Here is a 13,883-nt window from a genome sequence, read left to right as displayed (position 1 = left end):
GTCGTGGCGCAGGCGATCGGCCTGGCGTACGGAAGCGGAACCTCTTGACAACCGCAGCCGGCTGCGGACCATTGGTCCTACCTCCAGCAGCGTGGGGTTCCGGCAGCCGATGTTGAGAACGAGGAGGTCGCCATGACGACAGCCAGCGACGCGTCAACTCGCCAGCTCATCCACGAGCTCGCGGCCATCGAGGAGCGGATGTACATCCTGCGAGCGGCACGCGCCGGGTCCGACGCCACGAGCCCGGTCAGCCAGGAGCTCCTGCGCCTCACACAACGTGAGCAGCACGTCCTCGCGCAGCTGCGTCTCCACCGCGCCAGCCACTGACGGCGCCGGACAGGCACTCGGGGGCCACTTCCGAGGGCCGGGCTCCACCCGAACGGTTCGCCGGTCGGTGGAGGGGTAGAACGGGGACAGCCCGCGCCCCTTGATCGGAGCCCCCCATGCCCCTGACCGCACTCGCCCTCAACTGCACCCTCTCCCCCTCCCCCGCCGCGTCCAGCACCGACAGGCTCCTCGGTGAGGTCCTCGACGCGCTGGCCGGGCACGACGTGCAGCACGAGACCATCCGGGTGGTCGACCACGACGTCCGTCCCGGCGTCGAGCTCGACATGGGCGACGGCGACGAGTGGCCGGCGATCCGCGAGAAGGTCATCGCCGCCGACATCCTCGTCCTCGGCACCCCCACGTGGATGGGGCAGCACAGCAGCGTCTGCCAGCGCGTCCTCGAGCGCCTCGACGCCGAGCTGTCAGAGACGGACGACCAAGGGCGCCCACTCACCTTCGGCAAGGTCGCCCTGGCCGTGGTCGTCGGCAACGAGGACGGCGCGCACCACATCAGCGCGATCCTGTTCCAGTCGCTCAACGACGTCGGGTTCAGCCTCGCCGCACAGGCCGTGACCTACTGGAACGGCGAGGCCATGAACACCACCGACTACAAGGACCTCACCGCACCACGGGAGAAGACGGTGGACGCCACGGCAACGGCTGCGGCGAACGCCGCTCACCTGGCGCAGCTGCTGAGGAATGCCGCGTACCCGACGACCACCTGAGACCGGCCCGATCGCACACCCGTGAGCTGACCGGCTACCCCAGCTGGGATCGGGCCTCTCCGTGCGCGATCGACAGCAGCCACGGCAGCGCGGTTCCGTCCTTGGCGTGGTCGTACCCCGGCGCCGTCTCCCACACGATCGCGAAGGTCCGGCCGGTGCTGGCCTGCGCCATCCCCTCCTCGCCGAGCACGAGCAGGCTCAGGCGGTAGACGAGCGGGCTCACGATGTCGTACAGCCGCATCAACGCGCTCGTGTCCCCGCTCCCACACCTCCGCAACAGCTCGACGACCGTGCCGTTCGAGGGGCGCGGGGAGAGTGCGGCGGTGGTGGTCGTCACGCGTTCATCCGGTGACTCCACGCGTGGCGGCTCCATCCGGCAATCATGACGGCCGCACGCCCTCCCAGCAGCGGAACGATGAACCTTCAACAATGTCGTGCCGGGGGCGACGTCACGACATGTGGAAGTGCTGAGAGCCCCGGCCGGAGCGGGGCATCTGCGCCCGGGCACCGTCGCGAACCTCACGTCGGGTGCGTGCAAGGGAGCACGACCAGCACCCGCCAGGTGAAGGAACACCGATGAACAAGAAGATCGCCGTCCTCCTCGCAGTCCCCGCCACCCTCGCCATGTCCGCCGGAGCCGCCTTCGCGGCGAGCGCCGGCTACTTCGACGCCGCCCTCCACGCGGTTCCCCACGACCACGTCGCCGACGGCGGGTCCGACGTCACCGGCCGCGCCACCTTGCACCTGACCGGACGCACGCTCGACATCAACCTGTCGGCCTCCGGCCTCACCCCGAACGAGCCCCACGCCATGCACATCCACGGCGACGTGCAGGCCGCCAACGAGTGCCCCGGCATCGAGGCGGACACCAACACCGGCGACTCGATCGACCCCGGCTCGTTCGTCGCCGGCACCCCGGACGGGCTCATCTCCCTCGGGGAGGGCCTGCCCGACTACGGCCCGATCGACGTCTCCCTCACGACCACCGGTGACACCAGTGCCGCCAGCGGCCTGAGCCTGGAGCGCTTCCTCGTCGCCGACGCCACCGGTCGGATCGCCTACCACCGCAGCGTCGTCGTGCCCAAGGACATCGCGAAGAACCTCGGCAACCTGCACATCGTCATCCACGGCGCCGACCTGCCGGGCGACGCCGACGCCAGCTCGCTCAGCAGCCTGTTCGAGGCCACCCTGCCCGTCGCCTGCGGCGAGATCGACAACGCCGGCCGCTGACACCCCTCCGGGCGCCCCTCCACCATCGGGGCGCCCGGACCGGGCGGTCGCCCGGGTCAGCGGAGCGCGGACGCCTCCCGCGGAACGGTGAGCAGGAAGCGGCAGCCGTGACCCTGCACCGGAGTGAGCTCGACGTCCCCACCGTGCGCCCGGGCGATGCCGCGGGCCACGGCGAGCCCCAGGCCTGCGCCGACACCCTCACCCGGCGTCCGGCCACCGGCCGCGCGCCACCCCGGCTCGAAGACCCGGGTCGCCTGCTGCGGGGCGATGCCGCCGCACTCGTCGTCGACGCTGATGGCCGCGCCTTCGGCCACCGCGCTGAGGCGCACGTGGACCACGCCGTGCTCCGGGGTGTGGTTGACGGCGTTGGTGACCAGGTTGCCCAGGGCCCGGCCGAGCTCGGAGGCGTCGACGTCCGCCAGCACGGAGCCCGACGCCGTCGCCTCGACGCTGACCCCCCGCCGCTCGGCGACCGGCCGTGCGGACGCCACCGCGTCGGAGACGAGGTCGGCGAGGTCGACGGTGGCCCTGTCCAGCACCAACGAGCCCGACTGCAGCCGGGACAGCGCGAGCAGACCGCCGACCATGTCGGACATCCGGTCGGTCTCGGCGCGGATGCGCGCAGGGTAGTCGGACCCGTCGGGGGCGACGCTGTCGCCGAGCGCTTCGGCCATCGCCCTGATCCCGGCGAGCGGGGTGCGCAGGTCGTGCGACATCCAGGCCACCAGCTCTCGCCGGCGCGCCTCGACCTCGCGGTCGCGCTCCCGCTCCGACGCCTCGATGACCGAGCGGCGCACCACCTGCTGCACCCGGCTGGCGATGAACCAGCCGAACAGGCCGGCGATCGGCAGGCAGGTGGCGAGTACCGCGAGCACCACGTGGTGGTCGTGCTCGCTGATGAACATCCCCTGCGCGGTGGCGGCGATCCCGGCCGTGACGATGACGAGGACGACGACCGGTGCCATAACCGCTGCCCGAGCCAGCGAGATCCGCGCCTGCCAGCTCACCAAGGCGGCGCCGGCCACGCCGACGACGATGGCCGTGCCCGCGGCGAGGAGGACGGCATCGAGCATCACGTCACCTCCTGCGGGTCCCAGCGGTACCCGACGCCCCACACGGTGCACAGCCGGCGGGGTGCCGAGGGGTCGACCTCGACCTTCTCCCGCAGCCGTCGCACGTGCACGGTCACGGTGGACTCGTCGCCGTACTCCCAGCCCCACACCGCCTTCATCAGCTCGGCGCGCGAGAACGCCGTCCCGGGTCGCGACACCAGGTGCTCGAGGAGGTCGAACTCGCGCACGGTGAGCAGCAGCGGGCGGTCGGCGCGTCGGGCCTCGTGGCGACGGCGGTCGATGACGAGGTCGCCGTCGACCAGCGGCTCACCCACGCTCGTCGGCGACGGGGCGCGTAGGTGCTCCGTGCGCCGCAGGATCGACTGCACCCGCAGCACGAGCTCGCGGGTGCTGAACGGCTTGGCCAGGTAGTCGTCGGCGCCGAGCTCGAGACCGAGGACGCGGTCGGACTCGTCGCCGCGGGCCGTGAGCATCATGATCGGAAGGTCGCCGCGGTGGGCGCGCATCCGCCGGAAGACCTCCAGCCCGTCCAGGCCCGGGAGAGTGAGGTCGAGGAGCACCAGGTCCGGGGACGCGGCCTTCGCCAACCCCACCCCGTGGAGACCGTCGTCCGACTCGAGGACCTCCAGGCCGGCCCGCCGCAGGTACGTCGAGACGACCTCCCGCAGCAGGGCGTCGTCATCGACGACCAGGACGGTGGGCACGCCTCCAGCGTAGGCACCCGCGCCATCGGCGGCCACGACGTCGGACGCCGACGGTGCGGACGTCATCACGGCGCCCGACCGGCGAGGACGACGAAGGTCCTGCGGCGACGACGCACCTCCCGGGACGCGGACCACCCGGCGTCCTTGGCAGGCTCGAGCAGGGGGTCCGCACCCACCTCAGCCCACGGGAACGCATCGCTGCCGTGACCCGAGGGGGACGTCACCCGAGCGGTGAAGCGGTGGTACCGGTGCCGCTGTGGAGAGGTCTCCACCACGAGCACCCCTGTCGGAGAGGCGATCTGGCGACACCGCCGGAGCAGCTGTGTCGGGTCGCCTCCGATGCCCACGTTTCCGTCGAGGAGGAGGACCACGTCCCAGGCCCCCGCGGAGGGCACCGGGCCGAACACGGACCCGTGGTGCACCGACAGCCCGCGTGCCTCTGCCACGCGCACCGACGCGGGGGACACGTCGACTCCCAGGGCGGCGCGGCCACGGCGGTGGGCCTCGGCCACCATCCGGCCGGGACCGCACCCGACGTCGAGGACCGAGCCCTGCGTCGACGCCAGAAGCGAGCGCTCGACCCGGTCCGCGCGGGAGAGGAACCGGCGGACGTCCACGGACCTCGCCTCACCGGGCTCCCCTCCGGCAGTGGCGTCCTCGTGGAGGAGCAGCGGTCCGCCGGTGTGCAGCGCGCGGTCGTACGGCTCCCCTCCCCCACGCCCGAAGCAGGCGGGGGCAGTGGTCTCGTGCACGCTCATGCGCGCGGCGGCGGTGACGGCTCGCGAGCCGCCGAACGGTGGGCGCGCACCGCGGGGACGACGCTCGCGACGAGCACGACAACGACGAGCGCGCCGTACCCGAGCAGGTAGGGCCGGTCGAGCAACGTGGGGTTGTCGGCCTTGGCGCCGAACCGTCCCAGCACGGGCACGGCGACCAGGGTCAGCGGCCCGAGCACGACGGCCGCCCGCAGCACCGGCGAGCGCGCCCCGTCGGGAAGGCGGACGGCGGCAGCGACGCCCAGTGCCACCACGAGAGGAGCCAGGATCCCGTCGTGGCCGACGATGCCGCCTCCCACCCAGACGAGGACGGCGACCACCTGCTCGAACGGGAGGCGCAGGAGGGCGAGGACCCCGTAGACGGTCGCGGCGACGCCGAGGGCCCCGAGGGCACCACGCACGGCTCTCATGCCCTCACCACCTCGACCTCGCGGACCCACTTGGTCTGCAGCACCCCGGGGCGGGCCGGGGCGATGAGGCGGCACGGGAACCCGTGGTCGGGCGCGAGGGGCTCACCGGCGAGGGTGAGGGCCAGGAGGCTGTCGGGGTCACGGACGAAGTTCGCCGGCAGGTGGCTCTCGCGGTAGGCGCCGCGCACCTGCATCGAGCGCACCACCACGTCGTCGTCGGGGGCTCCGCCGACGAGCGCCACGAGGTCGCGCACCGGCACTCCCGACCACTGCCCGCTCGCGCTCCACCCCTCCACGCACGCGATCGGGAGCACCGCGGACCGCTGGGTCATGGCCCGCAGGTCGCTCAGCGACAGCTCGGCGACCCGGTCGGGCCCGATGACCCTCAGCCGCCACGCCGGGTCGGTCACGAGCTCGCCCACCCCGGCGGCCGCGGCACTGCGGTTCACCGGGATGCCTTGGGGTCCCCGGCCGGACCGCACGGCCAGCACCGCGACCCGGCGCAGTCCCGGGATCTCCGCCGAGGTCGTGGCGAGGACCGCCACCGCGGCCGAGAGCCACGTGGCGCGCAGCAGGGAGCGGCGGGTCGGGCTCGTGGGCGGGCCGCCGGGAGCCGGAGGCGGGTCGTCGACCGGCCCGGCGAACACCTGCCGGACGACCGGCAGCTTCACGGCGACGTGCACCGCCAGGGACCCCGCGGCCACCCAGGCCAGGGCGTAGTGCGCCCCGACGAAGCCGAACGACCACGGGTACCACTGGGCCGAGTTGGCCAGTCCGGTGACGAGCTGGAAGAGCGCCGAACCGACGAGCAGCGCGATGGACCCGCGCTCGAGGAGGTGGAGGACGAGCTCGCGGCCGGGGCGTGGCGGACGGGCGAACAGCCGGGGGAAGACCGACCAGAGCTTCACCAGCAGGAGCGGGATCGACGCCGTTCCGGCGGCGACGTGGACCGCCTGGGTCACCTGGTACAGGCGGGTCGGGCCGGTCGGCAGCGCCACGGGTGGGGTCGCGAGCTGGGAGGCGTGGCTGTACAGGCCGGTGACGAACGCGAGGGCGAAGGCGACTCCCAGCCACACCCCCACCCGCGCCGCGGTGCGAGGGCCGCGCAGGTCGCTGGAGAACGACTCCGGCGTGGGGATGCGCGCCTCGATCCGGGCCGCGACGCCGCGCAGGTTGCGCTCGCTCACGGCGACACCGTGACGGTCGCGACGACCGGGGCGCCGTCGAGGGCATCGGCGGTCACGGCCCGCCACGTCGTGGCGAACCTGGTCTGCGGCGCCATCGCGGCCACCACCTCGGCGTCCTGGGGCAGGTCGACGTCGCGCAGGGCGACGGCGACGGCCGCGCGATGACCGGCGGCCGCGAGCGCGGCCGCGGTCAGCCGACCGGTGTCCGGGCGGCTCATCGGGACGCCCTCGAGGACGTCGGCCTGGCCGGCGTGGGTGGTGGCCAGCACCCACCAGCCCCCGTCGACCGCGGGGCCGAGGACGGGTCCGCCATGGCGATGGGCGAGCTCGGCGACGTCCCGCAGCAGGGCCGCGCTGACCTGTGGGGTGTCCATCCCGATCTGGACGACCGGACCGCGGGCACGGCGGTGCGCCTGCCGGTGGCCGTCGACGAGGCGTTCCCCGAAGGTCGCGCCACCCTGGGGCACCACCACCCAGCCCCGCAGGGCGCGACGGATCGCCGCGGACCGGCAGCCGTCGTTCAGGTCGCCGTCGAGTGCCAGGACTCGGTGCCCGGTGGGGAAGGCCTCCGCCCCGGCGGCGAGGGTGTCGAGCAGGGCGGCGGCCGCCAGCTCGGCGGCGCCTTGGGGTCCGGCGACCCCGGCAAGGCGGGTCTTGGCCCGGCCCGGCACCGGCGCCTTCGCCATCACCAGGACGCTGCCGCTCACGGCAGGACCTTCGCGAAGTCGCGGGCGGTGCGCAGGGTGCCGACGACCGAGCCCGAGACCTTCGAACGGGTCCCCGCGGCGCGCGGGTGGTAGGCGATGTCGTGCTCGCTGAGCCGCCACCCGGCCTGCTGCGCGCGCACGAGCAGCTCGACGGGGTAGCCGAACCGGCGGTCACGCACGCCGAGGGCGAGGAGGTCGTCGCGCCGGCACACGCGGACGGGGGCGATGTCGTGGACGGGGAGACCGGTCCGACGCCGCAGCCAGGCGAGGACGAGGACGTTGCCGACGCGCGCATGCCACGGCCACACCCCCCGGGCCGCCGGTCGACGGCGGCCGCACGCCATCGTCGCCGCCCCCGAGCGGACCTCGGCCAGCAGCCCGAGCAGCTCCCGGGGGTCCATCGAGCCGTCGCCGTCGAGCACCGCGACGTAGGTGGCGGTGGCCGCCTCGACCCCGGCGTTGACGGCCGCGCCGTAGCCGGGCCGCCTTTCGTGGACGACCCTGGCCCCCAGGGCGCGGGCCACGTCGGCGGTGCCGTCGCTCGACCCGTTATCGACGACGAGCACCCTCATCCCCTCGGGGATCCGGGCGAACAGCGCCGGGAGCGCGGCGGCTTCGTCCCGGCACGGGATGACAAGCTCGCAGTCGAGGTCCATGCCGCCGACGCTAGGTGCGGCTCCGGGTGCCGGGGCAGGGGTCACGGCCTTACGGAGCCCTTACGAGTCCCTTGCGGACCCGGCGCGGGCGCCATCTACGCCGCCGCGCACGGCATCCTTGGCCCATGCCGCAGACCGCGACGGACCCGACCCGCACGGGGGCCGATCCGTCGTCGGGAGCGAGCCGACGGGCTCGCCGTTCCCTGGCCGCAGCAGCCGTCGTCGTCGTGCTCGCGATGGTGGCGCCGCGGCTGCTCGGCGTCGACGTCAAGGCCGGCTCCGCTCCTCCCCTCCTGGGGGACTGGGTGTTTCGGGTGGGATGGAACAGCGCGGTGGCGCTGGGCGTCCTGGCTCTCACCTGTTGGCGGGGGCTCGGTGCCGCAGTGGGGCGGCTGTCCTGGCGTCGGCTGCTCCTGCTCTCGTGGGCTGCCTCCGTGGTGTGGATGGTCGCGCTGGCCCTCGTCGACGGCCCGTCGGGCCTGGGACGGATCCTCGACCACGGCACCGAGTACCTCGAGAGCGCGCGAGGCATCGACGACGTCGGCGCGATGCTGCGCGAGTACGTGGCGCGGATCCCGCTCGACAGCCCACGCCACTGGGCCGTGCACCTCGCGGGTCACCCGCCAGGGGCCGTGCTCATGTTCATCGGTCTGGACCGGATCGGGCTGGGCAGCTGGCAGGCCGCCGGGCTCGTCGTCGTGCTGGTCTCGGCGACCCTGCCGGCGGGTGTCGCGGTCACCCTGGACCGCATGGGTGCCCGCGACGCGGCGAGGCGGGCGCTGCCGTTCCTCGTCGTCGGTCCCGCCGCCGTCCTCATGGCCGTGTCCGCGGACGCCGTGTTCGCCACCACCACGGCCTGGGCCTCCGCGGCCCTCGCGAGCGCCACCGGCGCACGGACCGCGGCCGGTCGACGCGCCCTCGGGGTGCTCGCCGGGCTCCTCTTCGGCTGGTGCGTCATGGAGTCCTACGGGCTGCTCCTCCTCGGCGCGCTGGCCCTTGCCGTCCTGCTGGCCTCACCCGCGTCGCCACGCGCGCGGGTCGTGGCGGGGTCGCTGGCGACCCTTGCTGCCCTGGCAGTGGTCCTGACCTTCGCTGCTCTCGGCTTTGCCTGGTGGGAGGCGTATCCCGTTCTCCACGAGCGGTACTGGGCCGGGCTGGCGAGCTCACGACCCGGCTGGTACTGGGTCGTCGGCAACCTGGCAGCCCTGGTCCTGGTGGGTGGCCCGATGCTCCCCGCCGCCCTGGGGGCCGGCCTCCCCCGGCTCAGGGACCTCGCCCGACGAAAGCCACCGGAGCCGGTGGCCGCGCTGGTCGCGGCGGGAGTGAGCATGGTGCTGGTGGCCGACCTGTCCCTCATGAGCAAGGCGGAGGTCGAGCGCATCTGGCTACCGTTCCTCCCCTGGCTCCTGCTGGGGGTGGTCTGGCTGCCGGCCCGCTGGCAACGGTGGGGACTCCTCGCCCAGGCCGTCGCCGCCATCCTCCTGCAGCACCTCGTCCGCACCCGGTGGTGATGAAGCGGGCTGCGACTCAGGGACGCAGCGGGTCCCCGGCGAACCGGGCCAGCCCCTCGGCGGGACCCACCAGCGCGGTGAACCCCAGCTCGGCGCGCGCCCGCGCCGGTGAGGCGACGACATGGCGCACGTCGCCGATCCGGTACTGGCCCGTGACCCTGGGGTCCAGGCCGACGCCCGCCCCGACGGCGATCGACCGGGCCACCTCCGCGATGCCGATCGGCTGCCCGGAGCACACGTTGTAGGCCATGTGAGTCCCCGGGGGTCGCTCGGCCACGGCCAGGGCCGCCGCCACGTTGGCCCGGGCGACGTCCTCGACGTGGACGAAGTCGCGCATCTGGCCGCCGTCCTCGAACACCACCGGGGGCTGGCCGTGCTCGAGGGAGGAGCGGAACATCGCCGCCACCCCGGAGTAGGGCGTGTCCCGGGGCATCCCCGGTCCGTAGACGTTGTGGTACCGCAGCGAGATCGCCGCACCGGGCGACTGCCTGGCCCACGCCGCGGCGTAGTGCTCCTGCGCCACCTTGCTCGCCGCGTACGAGCTGCGGGGGTCCAGGGGGGCCGACTCGTCGACGAGGGCCCAGTCCAGTGGCCCGTCGCAGCGCGGGCAGGGGTTGTCGAACTCGCCGGCCTCCAGGCGCTCGCGGGTGCGGGGCCCGGGCTGCTGCTCCCCGTGACGGGGGCAGGTGTACCGACCCTCGCCGTACACGACCATCGACGACGCCTGCACGAACCGGCCGACTCGCTTCTCGTGCATCGCCGCCAGGACAGCCGCCGTGCCGAGGTCGTTGTGCCCCGCGTAGAGCGGGAGGTCCGAGGCGGTGACCCCGGCCCCCACCATCGCCGCGAGGTGAAGGACGACGTCCACGCCGTCGAACAGGTCGGCCCACCGGCCGGCGTCCCGGGTGTCGAGGAGGTGCACGTATGCGGGTGGGGCGGCACGGGTCGCCTCGCCGTGGGCCTCGGGGAGCAGCAAGTCGACGGCGACGACGTCGACGCCACCACGGTGCAACTCGGCCGCGGTCGCCGTCCCGATGAAGCCGGCCGCACCCGTCAGGAGGACTCTCATGCCGGAAGTCTGGGCCCGTACGGTGGCACCGGACAGGGACGCGGGCCTGCCGCCACACTCTCGTAAGGACCTTGCCGGGTCATCGCCCAAGGCCTTGGGGCGGCCCTCAACGCGACAGTTGCGTGCCTCCTCACCCACAGCACCGCCGATCACCCCTGAACTGGACCGGCGGCACCGGGGCCCCACAGCGAGCATGCGCGCCAGCTTGGGCAGATCGCTCACGGGTGTGTGTCCAGTACTTGCCGGATCGGTCAGCGAAGCACCGAGTCCTGTTGCTGTCACGCGGCACGTGGCGTCGCAGCGGCGGCCGACGCACCGCCATCATCGCCACCGTCCGCCCCCGCCCGCCCCCGCCCGCCCTCGGCCACTCGCTAGAGATCTACCGCGCCACCAAGTCACGGCGCCACCGACGAGGCGACGCCCACGCCTGCCAGGACAGAACGTCGCGTGCGGATGGTGCGGCCGCACCACCCCGGTGCCCGCCCGAGGCCGCGTGCCCAAGTGGTGCTCGTTGACCTGTCGACACCGAGCCTGGGAGCAACGACGCGCCCTGGCATCCGGCCGCCGCCGTAGAGGTCGTCGACCGCATCGTCGAGACCGCCGCCGCCCAGACCCGCACGATCGTCGAGAAGCAGATCGTGGAGGTGCGCGTCGAGCACCGGCCGACCTCACCGCGCGAGTTCGCCGTCGTCCTCTTCGATCCGTCGATGCGTCTGGACATGGGCCGCATCTACGACCGCGACCTCCCCGAGATCGATGAAGCGATGGGCCACGCCTTCGAGTCCCTGATGCGCCGCTACCGTCGGCCTTGAGGCCGACCACGCCCCCCTCCCCCGCGCACTGAGTGACGACGACCTGCGCTGCTGCCATCCTCAGCAGGTGACCCCTCGCCCCCGCCGCTCCACCACATCAGTCGTGCAGTCCCGGCGACCCGACCCACTGGTGTGGGCCGAAGCCCTCAGACAAGCCGATGGCGACGTCCGCCGGCTCAAGCTCCTCGAGGACGGCACGGTCCTCGTTCTTCGTCGCCCCGAGTAGGGCACCTCCACCCGGGCAGTCGTCACAACGACTCGACCACCCCCGGGATGCAGTGGGTGTGAGGCCAGTTCCGCAGATGTGGTCCTCGTGGGGTTCCGTTGGAGGGGTGTCCGATCGGACATGCGTGATGACCATCTGGCCAAAGGACGTCCAGAGGCTGCGCAGTCGTCGTGGCTTCCTCTGGATGATCGAGTCAGACCGATCTCCCGCTGCTCAGGACTCGGTCCAGACCTCGGCCCGACGTTCGCTACGGCGGGCCGAGGTCGCTCCTGTCGTACTCGCGCCCACGTGCATGAACGGACGACCTGACCGATCACCGAGGGAGCAGCCGGGTGGCAGTGAGCGCACGGCAAGACCACGTCGGGTGAAGGCAGACACCGATCTCTGTCGGCCGTAGGTGCACATGCGGGCCGCGAACCACCCCCGCGACGGGCCAGGGTCCGCCTCAGTCGAGGATGACCTGCGGCTTCAGGTCCGCGGGGATCTCGTCCGTCGCGACCTCCGGCGTGCCGTCCCAGGCCCCGTTGGCGACCCACGAACGGACCTCATTGATCGCGGAGCGGAATGCCTCTCGCCGGGAGTCCTGCGAGATGTCCATCGGCTGCACGTTGAAGAAGTGGATGTCGGTGATGCCCACGAACCCGAAGATGGTCCGCAGGTAGGGCTCAGCGAAGTCCAGCGCTGCCGCGGGCGGCTGCGAGTAGTCGGCGCCCCGCGAGGTCACGCAGACCATCCGCCGGTCGTGGACCAGACCGTGCGGTTGGCCGAGCTCGTTGTAGGCGAACAGGTACCCGGGCTGGACGATCGCGTCGATGTAGTACTTCAGGGCATACGGGATGCTGAAGTTCCACATCGGCACCGTCATCAGGTACAGGTCTGCGTCGAGGAACTGCTCGATCGTCCTCTCGATCTCGCCCCAGGAGCTGCGGGCGGCATCGTCGAGAGGCTGCCCCGTCATCAGGGCGTACTTCGACTTGATGTTCACCCCGGCCACGGCCGGCAGGTCCGCGGCGAACAGGTCCAAGGTGCTGACGGTGAGGTCTTCGTACCGTTCGTGCAGCTCCTCGAGCAGCACACTGGAGACCCGACCGGTGTTCGACGCCAGACCCCGCGGGGTGGCGATGATGTGGAGCAGACGGGTACTCATTCAGGCCTCCGACGTGTGAGCCGTCAGCACGGAGACGATTCGCCCGCGGCGAGGTCAGCGCATGCCCACGAACCGCATCCTAGGAGTCCGGCCGCCTCCGCGTCACTGAGCAAATTCTGAGGGCCGTCGTAGGCTCACCGAGCGAAGTTTCGCCGTTCAGGGGGACCCATCGAGCACGAGCGCCGTCCCACGGACCACTCCGGCGCTGCAATTCCGCCCCCACCTCCCTTCGCGGGTCATGAGCACCCGGCCGCAACCTGTTGCGCAACGACGGACACGTCGGCATGATCGGCCCGTGAGCCCAGCCAAGAGCATCTCCCCGTCCATGGGATCGGTTGCCACAGCGGCCGGTGTGTCGAAGTCGACGGTGTCGCACGTCCTGAACAGGACACGGGCGGTGGCCCCCGAGACCGAACAGGCGGTACGGCGAGCGATGGCTCGCCTTGGCTATGTCGGTCCCGGGCAGACGGGTCTGGTGCCTGATGCGATGACGATCGGCATCGCGATGTCGGCGATGTCCAACCAGTACTTCGGGACCGTCGTGCAGGCCATGGACCGGCGGGCCTCGCTCGCGGGGTACTCCCTCCTGTTGGCCGATACGCACGACGAGCCGATGAACGAGGTTCGCGCGATGACCGACCTGCTGCGTCGTGGTGTCAGTGGGGTCATCCTGGCTCCGTCCGCTGACCCGTCAGCGGCTCTGAACTACGCCACGAGCAACGGGGTCCCGGTGGTGCTCATCGACCGGATCTCGTCGTTGAGCTTCGACCAGGTCGGTTCGGAGAACGTGGAGGCGACTGCGTCGCTCGTCGGGCACCTGGCGGGTCACGGCCACCGAAGAGTTGGGTTCATCAGCCCGATGCCCGGGTTGACGACGACCGAGGAGCGGATGGAGGGCTTCCATCTGGGTCTTCGCAGAGCGGGAATCTCCCTCGACGCGCCCGTCATCCCTGCCACGGACACCGGGGAGCTGCGCGGTCAACTGGATGCCGTGCTGTCCACCGCTGACGCTCCTACGGCCCTCGTGAGTGGCAACAACCAGGCGACCATCGAGCTGATGAAGGTGTGCCGCCTGCTCGGGGTGTCCATCCCCGAGGACCTTGCCCTGGCCGTCTTCGACGACTTCGAATGGGCAGACAGCTTTCACCCACGGTTGACCGCAGTGGCCCAGCCGACGTCGGCCATCGGCGCACAGGCCATCGAGCTGCTCCTCAGTCGCCTCAGCGACCCGCAGGTGCCGGCTCGCACCGTACGGATGCAGACCACGTTCATCGCCCGGGAGTCCTGCGGCTGCGCCTCGCCGACGTGACCCACATCCGAGGA

The 13,883-nt window shown here is 72.4% G+C and carries 16 protein-coding genes; 6 read left to right on the top strand and 10 right to left on the bottom strand.

The genetic code is table 11. The features are described 5' to 3' along the window. Positions 1 to 132 precede the first annotated feature (132 nt). Both ACFLFB_RS04280 and ACFLFB_RS04275 read left to right on the top strand, forming a co-directional pair. The gene (locus ACFLFB_RS04280; protein WP_392544471.1) at positions 133 to 327 is read left to right on the top strand and encodes a hypothetical protein; all 195 of its coding nucleotides are present in this window, start codon (positions 133 to 135) and stop codon (positions 325 to 327) included. Positions 328 to 443: 116 nt separating this feature from the next. Continuing rightward, positions 444 to 1,052 (top strand): flavodoxin family protein, encoded by a 609-nt coding sequence (locus ACFLFB_RS04275; RefSeq protein WP_392544470.1) that lies wholly within the window; start codon positions 444 to 446, stop codon positions 1,050 to 1,052. Between the two features lie 34 nt (positions 1,053 to 1,086). On the opposite strand, the gene ACFLFB_RS04270 is transcribed toward ACFLFB_RS04275, so the two are convergent. Next, a complete protein-coding gene (locus ACFLFB_RS04270) occupies positions 1,087 to 1,389 on the bottom strand; it encodes a hypothetical protein (RefSeq protein ID WP_392544469.1) in 303 nt (100 codons plus the stop codon). A gap of 239 nt (positions 1,390 to 1,628) precedes the next feature. On the opposite strand from ACFLFB_RS04270, the gene ACFLFB_RS04265 reads away from it, so the two are divergent. After that, entirely contained in the window at positions 1,629 to 2,282 is a 654-nt protein-coding gene (locus ACFLFB_RS04265) for a hypothetical protein (RefSeq protein WP_392544468.1), read from the top strand. Between the two features lie 56 nt (positions 2,283 to 2,338). Here ACFLFB_RS04265 and ACFLFB_RS04260 read toward each other — a convergent pair whose 3' ends face one another. The 7 genes from ACFLFB_RS04260 to ACFLFB_RS04230 all read right to left on the bottom strand — a co-directional run bounded on the left by ACFLFB_RS04260 (position 2,339) and on the right by ACFLFB_RS04230 (position 7,795). After that, a complete protein-coding gene (locus tag ACFLFB_RS04260) occupies positions 2,339 to 3,355 on the bottom strand; it encodes a sensor histidine kinase (RefSeq protein ID WP_392544467.1) in 1,017 nt (338 codons plus the stop codon). Continuing rightward, complete coding sequence (locus ACFLFB_RS04255; RefSeq protein ID WP_392544466.1) at positions 3,355 to 4,059, bottom strand: response regulator transcription factor; 705 nt, start codon at positions 4,057 to 4,059, stop codon at positions 3,355 to 3,357. Before ACFLFB_RS04255 ends, ACFLFB_RS04260 begins: the two co-directional genes overlap by 1 nt. A 65-nt stretch (positions 4,060 to 4,124) precedes the next feature. Beyond that, the gene (locus ACFLFB_RS04250) at positions 4,125 to 4,817 is read right to left on the bottom strand and encodes a class I SAM-dependent methyltransferase (RefSeq protein ID WP_392544465.1); all 693 of its coding nucleotides are present in this window, start codon (positions 4,815 to 4,817) and stop codon (positions 4,125 to 4,127) included. Next, on the bottom strand, positions 4,814 to 5,245 hold the full coding sequence (locus tag ACFLFB_RS04245; RefSeq protein ID WP_392544464.1) for a hypothetical protein: 432 nt from the start codon (positions 5,243 to 5,245) through the stop codon (positions 4,814 to 4,816). The genes ACFLFB_RS04250 and ACFLFB_RS04245 overlap by 4 nt, the downstream gene beginning before the upstream one ends. Then, entirely contained in the window at positions 5,242 to 6,432 is a 1,191-nt protein-coding gene (locus tag ACFLFB_RS04240; RefSeq protein ID WP_392544463.1) for a molybdopterin-dependent oxidoreductase, read from the bottom strand. Before ACFLFB_RS04240 ends, ACFLFB_RS04245 begins: the two co-directional genes overlap by 4 nt. Further along, complete coding sequence (locus ACFLFB_RS04235) at positions 6,429 to 7,139, bottom strand: DUF2064 domain-containing protein (RefSeq protein WP_392544462.1); 711 nt, start codon at positions 7,137 to 7,139, stop codon at positions 6,429 to 6,431. The genes ACFLFB_RS04240 and ACFLFB_RS04235 overlap by 4 nt, the downstream gene beginning before the upstream one ends. Then, on the bottom strand, positions 7,136 to 7,795 hold the full coding sequence (locus ACFLFB_RS04230) for a glycosyltransferase family 2 protein (RefSeq protein ID WP_392544461.1): 660 nt from the start codon (positions 7,793 to 7,795) through the stop codon (positions 7,136 to 7,138). The genes ACFLFB_RS04235 and ACFLFB_RS04230 overlap by 4 nt, the downstream gene beginning before the upstream one ends. Before the next feature lie 125 nt (positions 7,796 to 7,920). Between ACFLFB_RS04230 and ACFLFB_RS04225 the strand changes: the two genes are divergently transcribed. Continuing rightward, positions 7,921 to 9,306 (top strand): hypothetical protein, encoded by a 1,386-nt coding sequence (locus tag ACFLFB_RS04225; RefSeq protein WP_392544460.1) that lies wholly within the window; start codon positions 7,921 to 7,923, stop codon positions 9,304 to 9,306. A 16-nt stretch (positions 9,307 to 9,322) separates the two neighbouring features. On the opposite strand, the gene ACFLFB_RS04220 is transcribed toward ACFLFB_RS04225, so the two are convergent. Further along, on the bottom strand, positions 9,323 to 10,375 hold the full coding sequence (locus ACFLFB_RS04220; RefSeq protein ID WP_392544459.1) for an NAD-dependent epimerase/dehydratase family protein: 1,053 nt from the start codon (positions 10,373 to 10,375) through the stop codon (positions 9,323 to 9,325). 638 nt (positions 10,376 to 11,013) lie between these two features. Between ACFLFB_RS04220 and ACFLFB_RS04215 the strand changes: the two genes are divergently transcribed. Further along, positions 11,014 to 11,187: a hypothetical protein gene (locus ACFLFB_RS04215; RefSeq protein ID WP_392544458.1), complete on the top strand. Its 174-nt coding sequence runs from the start codon at positions 11,014 to 11,016 to the stop codon at positions 11,185 to 11,187. Positions 11,188 to 11,858: 671 nt separating this feature from the next. On the opposite strand, the gene ACFLFB_RS04210 is transcribed toward ACFLFB_RS04215, so the two are convergent. Next, on the bottom strand, positions 11,859 to 12,560 hold the full coding sequence (locus ACFLFB_RS04210; RefSeq protein ID WP_392544457.1) for an FMN-dependent NADH-azoreductase: 702 nt from the start codon (positions 12,558 to 12,560) through the stop codon (positions 11,859 to 11,861). Between the two features lie 295 nt (positions 12,561 to 12,855). Here ACFLFB_RS04210 and ACFLFB_RS04205 point away from each other — a divergent pair, with 295 nt between their 5' ends. Beyond that, the gene (locus ACFLFB_RS04205; protein WP_392544456.1) at positions 12,856 to 13,869 is read left to right on the top strand and encodes a LacI family DNA-binding transcriptional regulator; all 1,014 of its coding nucleotides are present in this window, start codon (positions 12,856 to 12,858) and stop codon (positions 13,867 to 13,869) included. Positions 13,870 to 13,883: the final 14 nt, after the last annotated feature.

Source organism: Oryzobacter telluris, from assembly GCF_043099285.1.
GTDB lineage: Bacteria > Actinomycetota > Actinomycetes > Actinomycetales > Dermatophilaceae > Oryzobacter > Oryzobacter telluris.
Note: the sequence above shows the minus strand (reverse complement) of the source record. Positions and strands in the feature narration are given on the sequence as shown.

Coding starts and splice junctions, on each gene's coding strand:
- ACFLFB_RS04280 (WP_392544471.1), top strand. CDS start 133: ATGACGACAGCCAGCGACGCGTCAACTCGCCAGCTCATCCACGAGCTC.
- ACFLFB_RS04210 (WP_392544457.1), bottom strand. CDS start 12,560: ATGAGTACCCGTCTGCTCCACATCATCGCCACCCCGCGGGGTCTGGCG.
- ACFLFB_RS04225 (WP_392544460.1), top strand. CDS start 7,921: ATGCCGCAGACCGCGACGGACCCGACCCGCACGGGGGCCGATCCGTCG.
- ACFLFB_RS04250 (WP_392544465.1), bottom strand. CDS start 4,817: ATGAGCGTGCACGAGACCACTGCCCCCGCCTGCTTCGGGCGTGGGGGA.
- ACFLFB_RS04275 (WP_392544470.1), top strand. CDS start 444: ATGCCCCTGACCGCACTCGCCCTCAACTGCACCCTCTCCCCCTCCCCC.
- ACFLFB_RS04230 (WP_392544461.1), bottom strand. CDS start 7,795: ATGGACCTCGACTGCGAGCTTGTCATCCCGTGCCGGGACGAAGCCGCC.
- ACFLFB_RS04245 (WP_392544464.1), bottom strand. CDS start 5,245: ATGAGAGCCGTGCGTGGTGCCCTCGGGGCCCTCGGCGTCGCCGCGACC.
- ACFLFB_RS04260 (WP_392544467.1), bottom strand. CDS start 3,355: ATGCTCGATGCCGTCCTCCTCGCCGCGGGCACGGCCATCGTCGTCGGC.
- ACFLFB_RS04220 (WP_392544459.1), bottom strand. CDS start 10,375: ATGAGAGTCCTCCTGACGGGTGCGGCCGGCTTCATCGGGACGGCGACC.
- ACFLFB_RS04265 (WP_392544468.1), top strand. CDS start 1,629: ATGAACAAGAAGATCGCCGTCCTCCTCGCAGTCCCCGCCACCCTCGCC.